A 15,878-nucleotide genomic window follows, 5' to 3' on the forward strand; every position below is an offset into this window, starting at 1 on the left:
TTAACGTTGGGAAATCTGAAGCGCATTCTGCAATCGATAAAATGGAAGACCCAATAAAGATGACAGAACAAGGCATAAGAGACATGAAAAATGACTTGACAAATGCTTTAGAAGGTCTTGCGCAAGTAAAAGCAATGTTGATCCGTTCGCAGAACGATAAAACTCAGTTTGACAACAAGGCAAAAGACTATCAAAACAAGGCAATGCTTATCTTACAAAAAACTCAAAAAGAAAGTATTTCAGCAGAAGACGGAGATCGTTTAGCCAGAGAGGCTTTGGTAAAGAAAGAAGAAAATACAGAGCACTCAAAACGGTGTGGTATTGAAATAGAAAAATTCTCTAAATCAGTTTCTCAATTGGAAACCAATGTAAACAGTTTAAAGAACAATGTTGGTAAATGGGAAAATGAACTAAAAACCCTAAAAGCGCGTGTAAAAGTGTCTAACGCTACTAAGAACCTGAACAAGCAAATGGCAGCAATTGACAGCTCTAGTACTGTTAATATGCTAGAAAAAATGAGAGAAAAAGTGAGTGAAGAGGAAGCTTTAGCTGACGCTTATGGAGATATTGCCAATGAATCAAAAAGTGTTGATGATGAGCTTGACCGCGTTTTAGACAATACTTCGGCAAGTGCAGAAAGCGATCTTGACGCACTCAAAAAACAAATGGGCATGTAATTCGTGTGCACTTCAGCATCTTTACAGCACTAAAAAGCGCTTCTTTTATTAAAGAGGCGCTTTCCTGCTTCTAAAGAATCATTGCAAATAATTTAGAAGGATTATCCTTCCACAATAAAATCATAAAACTACACATGGGCATATTTGATATTTTTAAAAAAAAGGAAAAGGAAAGACACTTCGACCCCACCAATATTACCATTAGAGATTTAGGGAAAGGATATATTTTTGAATATGCAATTGAAACATGGACCGTTTCGGCATTGTTCGAGTATGATTGGGGAGAGAATTATTTTACCAGAGAATTTGTCATCAAAAACGGTGCAACTGAAAAATTTTTAAACATTGAGGATGATGGTGGGTTGGTGGTAACTTTATCTGAAAAAGTAAAACTAAGAAAACTTGGTGAAGTAACCTGTGACTATATGGATGCGCATCAAAAACCTCCTAAAAAAATAAAATATGAAGGCGTAAAATATTACTTGGATGAAAAGTCACCAGGCTATTGTAAAGAAATAGATGCAGATAACTGGGAAGAGTTAATTTCCTATGATTATCTAGACGAAGAGGAAGAAAAAACACTCTGTATCGAGCAGTATGGCGAAGAAGAGTTCGAAGTAACTAAAGGAATTATTATTGATGCACTTGCTATTTCTAACATTTTACCTAAAGGGGACAATTATTAGTTCTAAAAACTTTAAATTCAGCACCAAATTCATATTTATGAAAACATTCAAAACACTCATTATTTTAGGTGTACTCCTGCTGCTGAACTCTTGCAGAGAAGCACCTAAAAAATACATAAGAACTCCCTTAGATAAGATCGTTACCACCTACATGAATACACAAAATTACAGTGTTATTCTAAAGGATATGGATTTTAATAAAGACACCAACAAATATTTACATAAATATAAAATTATTCTTGAAGAAAAAGTAAATACAACTGCTTCTTTAGAAGATGATTTTATCGTAAAACTGACCGACTGGGAAGAAGTTTCAGCAATTACTTTTGAAGAGTATCAAAAAGATTTAGGGATGACCGTTTTGTCAAAGAAAAATGGTGTTCTTGACAAAAAATCTATGCCTGCAGGCTATAATAGTCACGTTGGAAATTCAAAGTACGGCAATTGGCAGCAACAAAATAACGGTTCTTCTTTTTGGGTATACTATGTTCAGTATCGTTTTATGAGTTCTCTTTTCTATGGTTCTAGCCATCGATACTACAGAAATGATTACAACTACTACAGAACAAACCACTACGGAAAAAGCAACTACTACGGAAGAACTAATACCTTTGGAACCTCTACCTATAAAAACACGAATGCTAGCTGGAATTCGAAATCACAAACCTTTAAAAACGATGTAAGAAGCAATGTCAAAAAAAGTTCTTCCGCATTAAAATCTAGAGGGTATCGGAGCAGCAGAAGCTATAGCAATTCAAGACAAACTTCAAGAAATAGTAATAGATACAGTAATTTAGGCTCTTCTCGCTCACGCAGTGGAGGATTTGGTAAATAACATACAGTAAACACCTACAAAATATGGAAAAATATATAAATATTATAGATTTATCTCATTCTCTTGGATATACCGTAAGTGGCTTGATTATTTTTATTATTGGAAAAATTGCCTATAAACTGATACATCCAAAAATTAACATTCAACAGGAATTAGTTGATAAAGATAATTTTGCGTTCATCCTCTCTTATGTTGGATATTTTGCCGCTTTAATCATAGTTATTGGAGGTACAATTGTGGGAGAAAGTTACGATTTTGCCACAGATATATTACTTATTTTCGCATACGGAATCCTTGGGATTGTCTTATTGCTCATAGCAGCATGGATTAGCAATAAGCTAATTCTAACGAAATTTGATTTAAAGAAAGAAATTATAGCAGATAAGAATGAAGGATCAGGTATCATAGAAGCTGCCATCTATATTGCAAATGGTCTTATTTTATATGGTGCTTTAATCGGTGAGTCCGAAACACTCTTAAGTGGGATAACAACTTTCTTGATTTATTGGATCATCGGAAATTTCGTTCTTATTATCGCTTCTAAAATATTTACTTCTTGGATGAGTTACGATATTCATACCGAGATAGAAAATGACAATGTTGCAGCCGGAATTAGCTTTGCAGGCGCAATACTTGCCATTGGTATTATTACAATGAATGCCATTTTAGACCCTTTTGTAAACTGGACCACTACACTCGTAGATATAAGCCTACAGACTGTATTAGGCTGTATATTACTACCTATAATACGCCTTTTTGCAGACAAAATATTATTGCCAGGAAGAAAACTTACAGATGAAATTGTCAACCAAGAGAAACCAAATATTGGTGCTGGATTGATCGAGGCTTTTGCGTACGTTGCTGCTGCTATATTGATTACATGGAGTATTTAAAAAGGAATTCATTTATTTTAAAATTAGCTATTTTTGCAACAGGCTTTGCAGGAATTGTGGCTGAATATACCCTATCTACATTAGCAACCTATTTTATTGGAAATTCAATTTTTCAATGGACTATGATTGTTTCCTTGATGCTTTTTTGCATGGGATTAGGAAGTAGATTGAGTAAATTAATTACAAAAAATTTAATTCAAAATTTTTTAATTTTAGAAACCTCACTTTCTTTAATTGTTGCCTTTTCTTCTGTATTGGTGTATACCTTGGCGTCTATAAGTGAATACTACGGAATTGTCATTTATTCTTTAAGCATGCTTATTGGATTGTTAATAGGACTAGAAATTCCTTTAGTCGTCCGAATAAATAGAGAATACGAAGACCTGAAAAGTAATATTTCTTCCATTTTAGAAAAAGATTATTACGGCAGCCTTATTGGCGGCATCTTCTTTGCCTTTATTGGATTGCCGATGTTGGGTTTGGCCTACACGCCCTTTGTATTAGGTATTATTAATTTTTTAGTAGCCTTAATTGTATTTTATCGCTTTAAAGATAAAATCAACAAACGCAGTACCATTCGATTGCAAGCTATTTTATTGGTTGTTTTTGCCATTTTAATTACGGGTATCTCTTATACAGAGCCAATTATTCAATGGGGAGAACAAAAGAAATATAAAGACAAAGTTGTCTATTCGGAGCAAACTGAATATCAGAAAATTGTATTGACCGAATGGAAAGACGAACACTGGCTTTACTTGAACGGAAACTTACAATTTTGCTCTATTGATGAGAAAATGTATCACGAACCACTGGTGCATCCAATAATGCAGTTGCATCCAAAACCACAACGCATACTTGTTCTTGGCGGTGGTGACGGCTGTGCCGTAAGAGAAATCTTAAAATACCCCAGTGTTGAAAAAATAGACATGGTAGACTTGGATCCAAAAATGACAGATTTAGGACGTAACCATCCTGTTTTAATTGACATCAATAAAGGAAGCATGCGCAGCGACAAACTAGAAATTTATAATAAAGATGCGTACATTCATCTCGAACAGAATACCAGTGATTTTTATGATATTATAATTGCAGATTTACCCGATCCTAGAAGCATTGAGTTAGGCAGACTTTACTCCCACGAATTTTATTCTCTTTGTAAACGGAAACTAAGACCCAAAGGATTGCTTATTACGCAAGCAGGAAGTCCGTATTTTGCAACTAAAGCCTATAATTGCATTGATAAAACAATGCAATCTGCAGGTTTCAAAACCGTAAAACTTCACAATCAAGTGTTATCTATGGGAGAATGGGGCTGGGTTATTGGAACCAAAAGCAATGACATAAATGCACCACAACTAAAAGAAAGATTACAAAACATCGCCTTCAAAGACCTCGAAACAAAATGGATCAATACAGAAGCAATGCAATTGATGACCTCCTTTGGAAAAGAATTCTATAAACCAATCGATAGCCTTGAAATAAACAAAATTCACAACCCCGTGCTATACCAGTATTATTTAGACGGGAATTGGGATTTATATTAACTATGAGCACAATGTATAAGCATACAGAAGCAAATATTTACAGCCGCAAATTTTGGACCGTTTGCACGGAACCAGAAGAATTGCGGAATACTTTTGAACGCGTATTAAAAGAAGTTGACTTTACAATTGTGCTTTTTAATGAGCACCATTTTACAGCACAAGGATACACCTGTTTTTGGCTTTTAGGTGAAAGTCATTTAGCGATTCATACGTTTCCTGAAAGTGGCAAAAGTTATGTAGAACTTAGCAGCTGTAATAAAATAAAACGAGACTTGTTTATTCTTAAAATAGCTGCACAAACAAATATAAGCATCGCATAAAATACATAGAATGAAAAAAAAAGTAAGGGATTTTATCAATTATAACAAGTATTTTATAAAATTCATTTATGCCCTTATTGTTTTAAATGTACTCACTTTAATCCTTGAATCATACAAGGAATTAAATGACAATTACGGCTTCTTCTTTTATGCTTTTGAAATTTTTTCTGTGGCCATATTTACGCTAGAATACCTCATTCGAATTTGGGTTTCTGACAAAACTAAAGAAGACAAAAAAGAACGAATTAATTTTGCCTTTTCTACCTTAGGAATTATTGATTTAATTGCAATTATTCCATTTTATCTGCCTTTTATTTTTCCTTTCGATTTAAGAGTTGTTCGGATTCTTCGTTTATTTAGGTTGCTTCGAATTTTTAAACTTGGTCGCTATTCGAAATCGTTGAAAACAATACAATATATTTTTAAAGAAACAAAAGCAGAACTGTCCATTACCGTATTTGTAACTTTTGTGTTGATGATCTTGTCTTCTACTCTTATGTATTATATAGAACACGATGCACAACCAGAAAAATTTGCAAGTATTGGCGATGCTGTCTGGTGGGCAGTTGCAACCTTAACTACAGTAGGATACGGAGATGTATATCCTGTTACTGCTTTGGGTAAAATATTGAGTGGTATTATTGCTTTGATAGGAATTGGTTTTGTAGCACTTCCCACAGGAATTATTAGCTCTGCTTTTATTGAAAAAATTCAAGCAGAAAAGAAATCAAAAAATAAAGACTGTTGTCCAACCTGCGGAAAAAACATTTAAATAATGATTTCAACCAAATACATCCTTCAATTCGCAGCATTGCTCTATGTTGTTTATTTTATTGGCCTTTTTATTCCCATCACAAAATTTGGCATTGTACCGCGAACTGCAAGTGGCCTAATCGGCGTTTTTACAGCACCTTTTTTACATGGTGGAATAAGACACTTATTATCAAACACCATTCCTTTAATTACGCTATTAATAGTACTAAATACCATTTACCCAACAAAAACACTGGCCGTCTTTTTATTTGTAACGCTCGCAGGCGGACTACTTGTTTGGATCTTTGGCCGAGATGCAAATCACATTGGCGCTAGTGGCTTAATATACGGTCTTGTCGCTTTTTTAATTGTGTATGGAATTCTAGAAAAAAAATACATTCCAATAGCCATATCAGTAGGTGTAGCCGTGGTGTATGGTGGATTAATCTGGGGAATATTCCCCTCTGTAAAAAGTTACATCTCCTGGGAAGGACACCTTTTTGGGGCCATTTCTGGAGTTCTTATTGCCTTTTTGTTAAAAAATTATAAACATTAATACCAACTAGAAATACAGCAATTGTTTTACAGAACCAAACATACCTAACAAGATTTATACTACCAAATAGCCTTTTTTGAACATAGGAGCTTGTGAATTTTCGAAATTAATTATACTACACCAATTAATCAAATTACTTTTTTCTACTCTTAAAATACCGCTATAGTCGTGTATTATAAAATCTAGTATCGCTACTATTTTCAACTAAAAACACTACTACTGCACTCGTGATTATAAAAAGTGAACATTAACCTTCGAAAGAAAAGCTTTGTTCATCTCAGTAGGTCCAATTAGAATCTGGCAACTGTTTAACTATTTTTGATACGTAATGGTGTCTTATAGCAGTACCTTTTTGTGTAAATTGGGTCTAAAAAAATTCTAAAAAGTTACCTTCCAATGATTGATGACCTTAAAAGATATAGCAAAAATCAGGAGAGGTACCTTTCATCTTTAAAATAAATAAAACATCAAGTTAGGTAACATAATCTGTAAAAAAATTAGTGATCAATAGATAAATACTTATACTTAATATCCGTAAACATTACAAATTATGGACATATTTAAGGGTCGAAATCTTCTAAAGTTTTTTGATCGGTTTAAAACTGACTTGGACGGCAAAGAATATCTATCTGGTTTAAAGAAACAACATACTTATCATTGCATTAAGTGTAATCATAATACATGTCAGATTAAAATTGATTTTGAACGACAATGTAATGTCAGTGGGCACAAGGAATCGGCTACTGCCAACACGTTATTTCATAAGGTTAAATTTGGTATTAAGAAGGCTTTTATCATTTGCGTCGTAATGTCTACGAATAGTAAAAGCTTATCAGTAAGTTTTATGTGTCTTCGCTATGGAGTAACCGAGAAAACGGCTCGTTTTTTTATGCTAAAGGTAAGGGAATCGATGTCTTCAAGCGGAAATACTACCCTGGATGGTTTTGTGCATGTAGATGTTTTTGTTCTGGGAGGTATAGCGCAAGGGAAGGTTTGAAGAAGTTATAACAATAAGAAAAAGAAGTCAGTTACGGCAGTTCAACTTACAAAAGATGGCAAAAACAAAATTTCCAATATCCTATACTACGTAATACCATAAAAATAGATATGTAACACGCCTCTAGTTAGCATTAAGCACAAAAAAGTTGCTCTAGATCACTACAAAAGCCGGTATTATTTATAAGTTGTATTTACTTTTGTATAAGCTTAGTTCTTAGCCTCATGCTCCAAATAAGCACCCCTAACGTCTGTCATTTTTAAAGTTTAAATTCCCACAAGCACATCGGTGAAGCTGTTATGCTTTAAGTTTATTTTAGTTTTTTTACCTAAAAAGACAATCGAATTCAATAAAGATACTTTTAAAATAAAATTTCTAAAATCTTAATGAAGTATTAAAAATAATGAGTTTGATAAGTTTTTTTTAAGAAATTCCAAATTATCGAAGTTTTAAAAGATAAATAAATATATTTGTTGACACTAATTTTTTTTTATTCTATGAAAAATCTTTTACTTCTTGCATTTACATTTTTGTTTTTCTCATCTCAAATCTTATCTGCACAATCCCAAAACAAACACATTGAAACATTCCTTTCCTCTAAAGTTTCCTCAAAAAAATTAGCTGAAAAGGATATTTCTGAATATGTGATTACCTCACAGCATAAGAGTAGTATTTCAAACATTGAACATATTTATTTTAGACAATCAATCGATGGCATTAGCATAATAGGGACTGAAAGTAGCATCCATATTTATCCTGACGAAACTTTACTAAGAGCAAATTTTGGTTTTAAAAAGTCTATAACCGATAAAGTTATTGGGGCAAAAACACCAAAATTATCAGCTAAATTAGCCATTCAGCGCGTGGCACAACAAATGGGATATTACCAGTCAGGTGGATTGATTGCTTTACCCAAAGCATCGATTCCTAACTCAGACCATGTGTTTTCGGGAGCTGGAATTTCAGAAGCAGATATTCCTGTAAAACTTGTCTATGTAAAATTGGAGCAAAGTAAATTTGTGCTGGCTTGGGAGCTATCCATAAAAGAAACTAAGAGTAGCGATTGGTATAATTTTTATGTTAATGCCTCCACTGGAAAAATCATATCAAAAAACAATTGGACCGTTAATTGTCTTAAAGAACACGATCATTCAACCCACAATAAAACAAAAAAACAAAAAGCATTTGCAACCGTTAAAAATGAATCAACAACTCAAAATTCTGAAGTAAGTCAAGGCACATATAACGTATTTCCGCTACCAGTTGAAGATCCATTTAGCGATCCAAGGGAGCTTGTATCAAACTCAAACAATGCAGTGGCTTCACCATTCGGGTGGCACGACACCAATGGTAGTATTGGAGCAGATTTTACAGTGACCAGAGGAAATAACGTAAATGCTTACGAAGATGGTAACAATCAAGGCTTTCAGCCAGATGGTGGGTCGTCTTTATCCTTCGATTTTCCTTTTAATCCTGATTATAGTTCTGGTGACCAATCAGAATCTGCAGCAATAACCAACCTCTTTTATTGGAATAATATTATCCACGATATCATCTATCAGTATGGATTTGATGAGGCTAGTGGTAATTTTCAAGTTAACAACTACAGCAATCTAGGAGTTGGAAACGATCCCGTATTGGCTGAAGCTCAAGATGGTGGTGGGTCTTGTAACGCCAATTTCTCAGGGGCACCAGAAGGATTATCTCCTGTTATGCAGATGTACATTTGTAATAGTAGAGATGGTGATTTTGATAACAGTGTGATTATTCATGAATACGGCCACGGTATATCAATTCGCCTTTCAGGTGGAAGTAATAATTCTAGTTGTCTTTTAAACGATGAGCAAATGGGTGAAGGTTGGAGCGACTGGTATGGTGCTATGTTAACCATAAGAGATGGAGATACAGGCGCAGACCCACGTCCAATCGGAAACTGGCTATTTGGAAATGACGAGAATGGTCCAGGCATCAGAGCGTTTCCCTACAGTACAGATTTGGCTGTAAATCCACAGACCTACGACGATATAAAACCAACCTCTGGTCCGCATCCCTTAGGTTCAATCTGGGCAACTATGCTTTGGGAAATGACGTGGGGTCTAATAGACGATCATGGATTTGATTCTGATTTTTATAACGGTTCTGGTGGAAACAACGTCGCCTTGGCTATCGTTACCGAGGCTTTAAAACTCCAACCTTGTAGCCCAGGTTTTGTTGATGGTCGGGATGCAATCTTGGCCGCAGACCAAGCTTTGTATGGAGGACAAAACTTTTGTACAATTTGGGATGCTTTTTCAAAACGAGGCTTGGGGATGAGTGCAGACCAAGGTTCCTCAAATAACAGAACAGATGGTACAGAAGCTTTTGATTCACCTTCAACAATGCTAACCACTCCTGAAACCATTTTTTGTATTACTGACGTTAACCAAAATCTAAGCGGTGGCTTACCGCTTGGAGGGGTTTATAGCGGCTCTGGAGTTACAGATTCTGGCGACGGAGAAAATTATACCTTCAGTCCTTTAGAAGCTGGTATTGGTGTCCACACTATAACCTATGCCGCCGATAGTGATTGCAGTAGTGCTAACCAAGCTACAGATACTATTGAGGTGAAAGATGAAAACCCTATCATTGAATGCCAGAATATTTCGGTGGTTTTAGATGAGGATGGAACAGCGACAATCATACCTCAAGATATTGTGACCAATTTTGAAGCATCTGATGGCTATACTTTAGACCAATCTGGAACTTTTGCCCCAGAAGATATCGATGATGTAGATACTCAGATTTCCTTAGGAGATGACCAAGTTTCAACAGGATTGTCACTAGGGTTTGACTTCAATTTTTACGGCACTGATTATACAGCGTTTAAAATTTCATCTAACGGATATCTTAGCTTTTCAGAGAACTTTAATTCTGGATGTTGCTCAGGCCAAACTCTACCTAATTCAAATTTACCTAATAACTTAATTGCACTGGGGTGGACCGATCTTAATCCTCAAAATGGAGGTTCAATCTCTTATGCAACAATTGGAAGCGCCCCAAATAGAATTTTAATAGTTCAATTTGATAATATTCAAAATTATGGTGACTCTTCAAGAACAGTCACCTCACAAATCAAACTGTTTGAAGGTTCAAATCGTATTGAAATCCATAGTGAGAATGTCGAAGGCAACAGTATGACCCAAGGTATAGAAAATACTGATGGTAGCATGGCATTACCTGTACCAGGACGAAATAGTGAATCACTGTCATTATCCAATGATTTTGTGTCTTTCATTCCAAATACAGGAAGCTTCTCCGATAATTGTGGTTTAGAAACTATAGTTACTTTAGACATTAACTCATTCGACTGTAATAACCTTGGTGAGAACATTGTTACGGCAACTGCTACGGACACTGCTGGTAATTTGGCATCCTGTATGGCAACCGTCACAGTAACTTCTGATTTAGATGTTACTTTTTCTGATGTAGACGAAGAATTCTGTATAGACCAAAACCCAATAACAGGACTGAGTGGTGGTCTTCCCGTGGGAGGTTTTTACAGTGGTAATGGTGTTACAAATGATGGTAATGGAGAAACTTTTACCTTTAATCCAAGTGTCGCTGGAGAAGGAACAACAACTATTACCTATAACGGAGATAATTCTTGTAGTGCTCAAGGATCGGCGACAATAGATGTAGAGATCCAGTCGGCAATACCTGTCTTAGACTGCCAAGAAATTATTGTACCACTCAATATTGATGGATTAGTCACTATAACCGCTGAAGATGTTTTTGGTGCTGATTCAATTCCTCTTGATAATTGCGTTGGCGAACCCCTAACGTTTTCAATATCGCCAAATACCTTTGGCTGTGATGATGTAGGGGAAAACATGATTACGGTTACTGCAACCGATAACGCAGGAAATTCACAAACCTGTACATCAACAGTAACTGTGGAGGATACAGCACCCTTACAGTTCGAATGTATAAGCAGTATAGAGTTGGTTCTCGATGAGAATCAGACTGCCACAATTACAGAAGGTGACGTTTTTGAAAGCTTGCCACAAGATTCTTGTGACAACGGCTATAGTGTCTCAATTTCACAATCGAATTTTAATTGTGACGATTTGGGCAATAACAGCGTAGAAGAAATTTTGATAAATGGTAGTTTTGAAAATGGCTTGACCGGTTGGACGTCCACAGTAGAAGACGGTCTAGATGATGATAGCCCCGGCAGCTGTGAGCAATCTTGGAAACCTCTAGAGGATTCTTCAACGATATGTTGTTGTGTCGATAATATAGTTCCAACAGAAGGAGCTAGCGCAAGCTTTACTTCATTTGATGGGCAAGCTGGTACAAAATACATCCTAGAACAATCCTTTATTGCCACTTCAAGAGGTAATGCAATCTTGAGTTTTGACTGGGTCGCCGAGTTCAATCTTAATACTGCTGATATCGACAGAAGTTTTGAAGTTGGCATTTTTGATACAAATGGTAACTTAATTGAAACCATCTACACAGAATCTATTACTGCCGGTGAAACTACTAGCATCAATAGTTCTTTATCTTTTGATATAAGCAGCGTTCTTTCACTCCTTGATGGAGAAGAGGTTGTTTTAAAATTCACAGCAACAATACCAGAGAATCTTTCAGGATCTTCAAAAGCAATGTTAGACGACGTAAGCCTGATAGTAGATTCTTCAACTATACCTGTTGAAATAACGATAACTGACACTTTTGGAAATAGCAATACATGTATTATTCCTGTAACAGTTACAGATCCTAACGAGGAATGTATCCTCTCAACTGATGATCGTTTCTTAGAGAACTCTTTAAGCTTGTATCCAAATCCTGCAGATACCTCTTTTACAATAACTTGGAATCAAGATGTTACGGTGGAACGTTTAGAAATTTTGGATATGACAGGAAAATTGATACTGCAAAAACGCATTAACATTTCAGATAGGCAAACTTTAGTAGGCGTCTCAAACTTGTCATCAGGAGTTTATTTCGTGAGGGTTTCCTCTAAGAATGGACAATCTATTAAAAAATTGCTCATCAAATAACTCCTAAATCCATTAAGTTATAAAAACCTACAATCTATAAATTGTAGGTTTTTTTTGTGTGTTTAAGAAATCACGAATTGAATGCCATAAAATGGATTGCTTTTTAAACCACTGATCAATTTTATTTTTCATGCCTTTAGTACGTTACTCATAGTGGAGCCTGACTAAAAATATATAAGTTTCAAAACCCGCTTCTAAATAGCATTAAACCTTAAAAAGCGGCTCTAGATCACTACCAAAGCCGCTTTTTATCAATTGTATTCACTTTTGGAGAAACTTAGCTCTTAATCTTATGCTCCCAATAAGCACCGCTAATATCTGTCATTTTTACAGTGTAAATCCCCTTAGGCAAATCGGTTAAGCTTTAACATTTTAAACTTCTTTGACGCTGTAGACTTATAAAATAAGTGCAAAATAATTCTTATTGATTTCCTAATAAAACCCAGAGTTTTAAAATGAATGAGAAAGTATCGGTTAATCCCAGATCCTAACATAGGGGAACAAATCAAATTATTTAAATCTGTTTCCTAGATAAAGTTCACAATCCATTTAATTACAATAGTCTCAGGTTGACTTATTCTGAATAAGCTCCAGAGGAATAGGTCAGTTCATAACTATGGGTATAAATTTCGAAGACGATCCCAAACGGATCTTCGACATAGCACATTTTAAAGGGTTTATCCTTTGGATAATATTCTCTTATCGGCATACGTTGTTTTCCACCATGGGCTACAATGCTATCAATAAGATCTTCAATATTTGGATCTTGTATGCAAAAATGAAAAAGGCCAGTGTTGAAAGGCTTAAATTCAGGAGCGGCTTTATCTCCGTGAGGAAAGCAAAACAACTCAATACCAGTCCCATCGGAGGTTGACATATGGGCGATTTCGAAGGTCTCCCATTCTTCTCCAAACACATCAATACACATCTGACCTATAGCTGTATCGCTTTCTTTTTTGACCAAAGAGGGCTTCATAATAGTATACCATCCCATAACATCTGAGTAAAACTTTACAGCCTCTTGGATATTGGGCACTGTAAGACCAATATGGGAAAAGGACTTTGGATAATTTTCTTTTGTTTTCATGCTTTTTCTTTTTTAAAATGCAAATTAAGGATATATTCGCCTCTTAAACAATATGTTACCTAAATGTTATATAGGGTATAAAACGAGTTAATTGCTGATAATCAATACATTAAAATTTAAGAATGTCTAAAATTTTTTGTTCTTTACACCTCACAATGCAGATCATAGGTACAAAATGGAAACCACTAGTACTATTTCACCTTTTAGACGGACCGCTTCGGTCTGGGATTCTGCAAAAAAAAATTCCTGAAATTTCCATTAAGATGTTTACCCAGACGGTTCGCGAATTGGAAAAAGATGGGCTTATCCACAGAACGGTCTATCCAGAAGTCCCCCCAAGGGTGGACTATACCCTAACTCCAGAAGGACAATCACTAGACTCTATTTTAAAAAGCTTGGACGCTTGGGGGAAAGAACGATTTATGTTAGAAACCTTAAAAAAAGAGTATTTTCAATAATTCATTTTCATACCAGATTTGACATATTAATTTTTTAGACTACACTTTTTTTATGAAATACATTCTCATTACATCCTTAGTATTTTTATGTGGCCTAAAGTCTTAGACGCAAACTACATTTAAAGCTGGCTATTATATCACACCCCATCAAGACACCATTCAAGGTTTGATTAAAGACTATAACTGGAGAGGTAACCCAGATCAAATTAATTTTAAGGCTTCTAAAAATGGGACTGAGAGAACTCTTTTGGCCAAAGACATCCTTCTCTTTAAAATTCTAAAATCCTCAAATTATTCTTCAACTTCATTTGTGCTGGGATATCGTTTTTTATAGATGCATTTCCTTTTAAAATATCAGGAAAAGTCCAATATATAAAAAAGTGTTATTTGCCTTTAAACCCAAAAAGCCATAAAATTTAATCTGATTAAAACTGAACACCAAACACTAGAAATTTGGCAAAGTTTCAAAGCGGATTACTGAACCCAAAATCACTCCTATCTTCAAAATTAGAGTCACCTGCCGATATATCATTGAGGCTATGGCACTTATTAAGCTGTCCGAAAGTTAAAGCAACAAACTGGTCGTAAGTTCTATACTTATGTAAACCTTTATCTGTTTTGAAGGTATTGGTGCAACTTCTAAATAACCAACGGGGTACTAAATCTAAAATTTTTGAATGACTGGTTTATTGTTATTTTAGTTTCACCTGAAGAGTGTCCTATTTGAAAAGCTTTGGTAAAACTCAAAAATACATGATTCTGAGGACTTTTTAAAATCTCGACTTTAGGATACTAATAATTTTACAGTAATCTTTCGAGTGTGAATTGATCTCAACATGCTAACACGAATTTCAAACGAAAATAATGCTCCTAAAAAATCCTGCACAAACTATTTTGACAGGAGCTGTGTTAACTTTGTGTCTAGTTCATTTATTTTAACGGCTAGTTTTGATGTAAATTTCGGATAGCGTTTTAAAAACACAAAAGATACTTTCCAAAAATAAATAGCAGCATCGAAGGAAATATCAATTGATGAAATATGAGTATGGTCTGTTAATAATTTATACCCTTTATCCGAAATAGTGTACCTCCTAATCAATAATTCATGATTGACTAAAACAACTACAACATCACCCTGAATAAGAGCATTGGAATCTCTACTTTCTCCTATAACCACATCATTAGGAAACAAGGCTTCCTCATCAGATACCATAAATAAATCCGTTACCATAAAGGCTAAAAAATCTAAATTCCCTTCCACAGGGACTCTAATTGTTGGCAATGCACTGTAACTCTGAGATGTCTTAAAATTTTCTACAAATAACTTGCTATTCAATGAATTCACAAAAGGAATCTCTTTCAAAGAGGCCTTCACTATTTGATTTATATCCGTTGTTATTCCCCCATTAAAACGCAATAATTGGTTTACAGTAACTTCCTTTGTTAAGAAATCATCAATAGATATGCTAAAATAATTAGCAACCTTTATAATGGTGTCAATCTTCGGCTCACTCCTACCCTCTTCATAGGCGCCTAATGTTGCTCTTTTGAGCGAAAATAGCTCTGCAAAATTCTGCTGACTAAGTCCTTTAATTGCTCTTATTTTTTTAATGTTTTTTCCAAAAAAGGACATAATTTGCTAATTTTATTTGCAATATAGTTAATATTAAGTATATTTGAAGTATCGACAAAGCATAAAGAAAAAAGCACCCTCTAATCACTTGAAATATTTCAGAATAAAAAACAAAATACATGAGAGAACCATTTAAAACTATTAAAAATTACCTTATTGAATTAAACTATAACATCACGCACGAAGACGAGGACGAAGGCGTAATCATAATTCAAGATCATGACAAGGGTATCAATAATTTAATATTAGGAATTGCAAGTCCCATTTTAATTATAGAGCAGTATATTTTTAAAATTTCAAATCCAAATAAGGCTGTTCTTCAGCAATTATTGCAAAAAAACAGAGACATTGTTCACGGCGCTTTTGTATTAGACGAATCTGGAGAAAAAGTAAT

Annotated in this window: 13 protein-coding genes and 2 pseudogenes; 12 read left to right on the forward strand and 3 right to left on the reverse strand. The window is 34.8% G+C overall.

Going from position 1 to position 15,878, the window contains the following annotated elements; translation table 11 throughout:
• From CXF67_RS14565 to CXF67_RS14610, 10 genes and pseudogenes are all read left to right on the forward strand, one after another.
• Positions 1-677, forward strand: a 677-nt coding sequence (locus CXF67_RS14565; protein ID WP_102089407.1) for a PspA/IM30 family protein, incomplete at its 5' end; no start/stop codon positions are given.
• Between the two features lie 134 nt (positions 678-811).
• Positions 812-1,363 (forward strand): DUF4178 domain-containing protein, encoded by a 552-nt coding sequence (locus tag CXF67_RS14570; RefSeq protein WP_102089408.1) that lies wholly within the window; start codon positions 812-814, stop codon positions 1,361-1,363.
• A 37-nt stretch (positions 1,364-1,400) separates the two neighbouring features.
• Entirely contained in the window at positions 1,401-2,198 is a 798-nt protein-coding gene (locus CXF67_RS14575) for a hypothetical protein (RefSeq protein WP_102089409.1), read from the forward strand.
• A 23-nt stretch (positions 2,199-2,221) separates the two neighbouring features.
• On the forward strand, positions 2,222-3,091 hold the full coding sequence (locus tag CXF67_RS14580; protein ID WP_102089410.1) for a DUF350 domain-containing protein: 870 nt from the start codon (positions 2,222-2,224) through the stop codon (positions 3,089-3,091).
• Entirely contained in the window at positions 3,079-4,635 is a 1,557-nt protein-coding gene (locus CXF67_RS14585) for a polyamine aminopropyltransferase (protein ID WP_102089411.1), read from the forward strand. The genes CXF67_RS14580 and CXF67_RS14585 overlap by 13 nt, the downstream gene beginning before the upstream one ends.
• Positions 4,636-4,646: 11 nt before the next feature.
• Positions 4,647-4,955: an S-adenosylmethionine decarboxylase family protein gene (locus CXF67_RS14590; RefSeq protein ID WP_180957981.1), complete on the forward strand. Its 309-nt coding sequence runs from the start codon at positions 4,647-4,649 to the stop codon at positions 4,953-4,955.
• Positions 4,956-4,965: 10 nt separating this feature from the next.
• On the forward strand, positions 4,966-5,727 hold the full coding sequence (locus tag CXF67_RS14595) for an ion transporter (RefSeq protein WP_102089413.1): 762 nt from the start codon (positions 4,966-4,968) through the stop codon (positions 5,725-5,727).
• A gap of 3 nt (positions 5,728-5,730) precedes the next feature.
• Complete coding sequence (locus CXF67_RS14600) at positions 5,731-6,264, forward strand: rhomboid family intramembrane serine protease (protein WP_102089414.1); 534 nt, start codon at positions 5,731-5,733, stop codon at positions 6,262-6,264.
• 550 nt (positions 6,265-6,814) lie between these two features.
• Positions 6,815-7,330: pseudogene (locus CXF67_RS14605) on the forward strand (IS1595 family transposase); the annotation flags it as partial.
• Between the two features lie 428 nt (positions 7,331-7,758).
• On the forward strand, positions 7,759-12,306 hold the full coding sequence (locus CXF67_RS14610; protein WP_102089416.1) for a M36 family metallopeptidase: 4,548 nt from the start codon (positions 7,759-7,761) through the stop codon (positions 12,304-12,306).
• Positions 12,307-12,880: 574 nt separating this feature from the next.
• On the opposite strand, the gene CXF67_RS14615 is transcribed toward CXF67_RS14610, so the two are convergent.
• Positions 12,881-13,393 carry a VOC family protein gene (locus CXF67_RS14615; RefSeq protein WP_102089417.1) on the reverse strand — a complete coding sequence of 171 codons (513 nt, stop codon included), beginning with the start codon at positions 13,391-13,393 and terminating at the stop codon, positions 12,881-12,883.
• A gap of 122 nt (positions 13,394-13,515) precedes the next feature.
• Here CXF67_RS14615 and CXF67_RS14620 point away from each other — a divergent pair, with 122 nt between their 5' ends.
• A complete protein-coding gene (locus tag CXF67_RS14620) occupies positions 13,516-13,851 on the forward strand; it encodes a winged helix-turn-helix transcriptional regulator (RefSeq protein ID WP_102089418.1) in 336 nt (111 codons plus the stop codon).
• A 515-nt stretch (positions 13,852-14,366) separates the two neighbouring features.
• Here the strand turns inward: CXF67_RS14620 and CXF67_RS14625 are convergent.
• Positions 14,367-14,530: pseudogene (locus tag CXF67_RS14625) on the reverse strand (DUF4372 domain-containing protein); the annotation flags it as partial.
• A gap of 210 nt (positions 14,531-14,740) precedes the next feature.
• Entirely contained in the window at positions 14,741-15,484 is a 744-nt protein-coding gene (locus CXF67_RS14630; RefSeq protein WP_102089419.1) for a helix-turn-helix domain-containing protein, read from the reverse strand.
• A 119-nt stretch (positions 15,485-15,603) separates the two neighbouring features.
• Between CXF67_RS14630 and CXF67_RS14635 the strand changes: the two genes are divergently transcribed.
• Positions 15,604-15,878: YbjN domain-containing protein (locus CXF67_RS14635; protein ID WP_102089420.1), on the forward strand; the 275-nt coding region annotated here is incomplete at its 3' end.

The sequence above is a fragment of the Psychroflexus sp. MES1-P1E genome, from assembly GCF_002836055.1.
In the GTDB taxonomy this organism is placed as follows: Bacteria; Bacteroidota; Bacteroidia; order Flavobacteriales; family Flavobacteriaceae; genus Psychroflexus.

Bases quoted from the DNA above. Each gene is read 5' to 3' on its own strand.
- CXF67_RS14570 (WP_102089408.1), top strand. From the start codon at position 812: ATGGGCATATTTGATATTTTTAAAAAAAAGGAAAAGGAAAGACACTTC.
- CXF67_RS14575 (WP_102089409.1), top strand. From the start codon at position 1,401: ATGAAAACATTCAAAACACTCATTATTTTAGGTGTACTCCTGCTGCTG.
- CXF67_RS14580 (WP_102089410.1), top strand. From the start codon at position 2,222: ATGGAAAAATATATAAATATTATAGATTTATCTCATTCTCTTGGATAT.
- CXF67_RS14585 (WP_102089411.1), top strand. From the start codon at position 3,079: ATGGAGTATTTAAAAAGGAATTCATTTATTTTAAAATTAGCTATTTTT.
- CXF67_RS14590 (WP_180957981.1), top strand. From the start codon at position 4,647: ATGTATAAGCATACAGAAGCAAATATTTACAGCCGCAAATTTTGGACC.
- CXF67_RS14595 (WP_102089413.1), top strand. From the start codon at position 4,966: ATGAAAAAAAAAGTAAGGGATTTTATCAATTATAACAAGTATTTTATA.
- CXF67_RS14600 (WP_102089414.1), top strand. From the start codon at position 5,731: ATGATTTCAACCAAATACATCCTTCAATTCGCAGCATTGCTCTATGTT.
- CXF67_RS14610 (WP_102089416.1), top strand. From the start codon at position 7,759: ATGAAAAATCTTTTACTTCTTGCATTTACATTTTTGTTTTTCTCATCT.
- CXF67_RS14615 (WP_102089417.1), bottom strand. From the start codon at position 13,393: ATGAAAACAAAAGAAAATTATCCAAAGTCCTTTTCCCATATTGGTCTT.
- CXF67_RS14620 (WP_102089418.1), top strand. From the start codon at position 13,516: ATGTCTAAAATTTTTTGTTCTTTACACCTCACAATGCAGATCATAGGT.
- CXF67_RS14630 (WP_102089419.1), bottom strand. From the start codon at position 15,484: ATGTCCTTTTTTGGAAAAAACATTAAAAAAATAAGAGCAATTAAAGGA.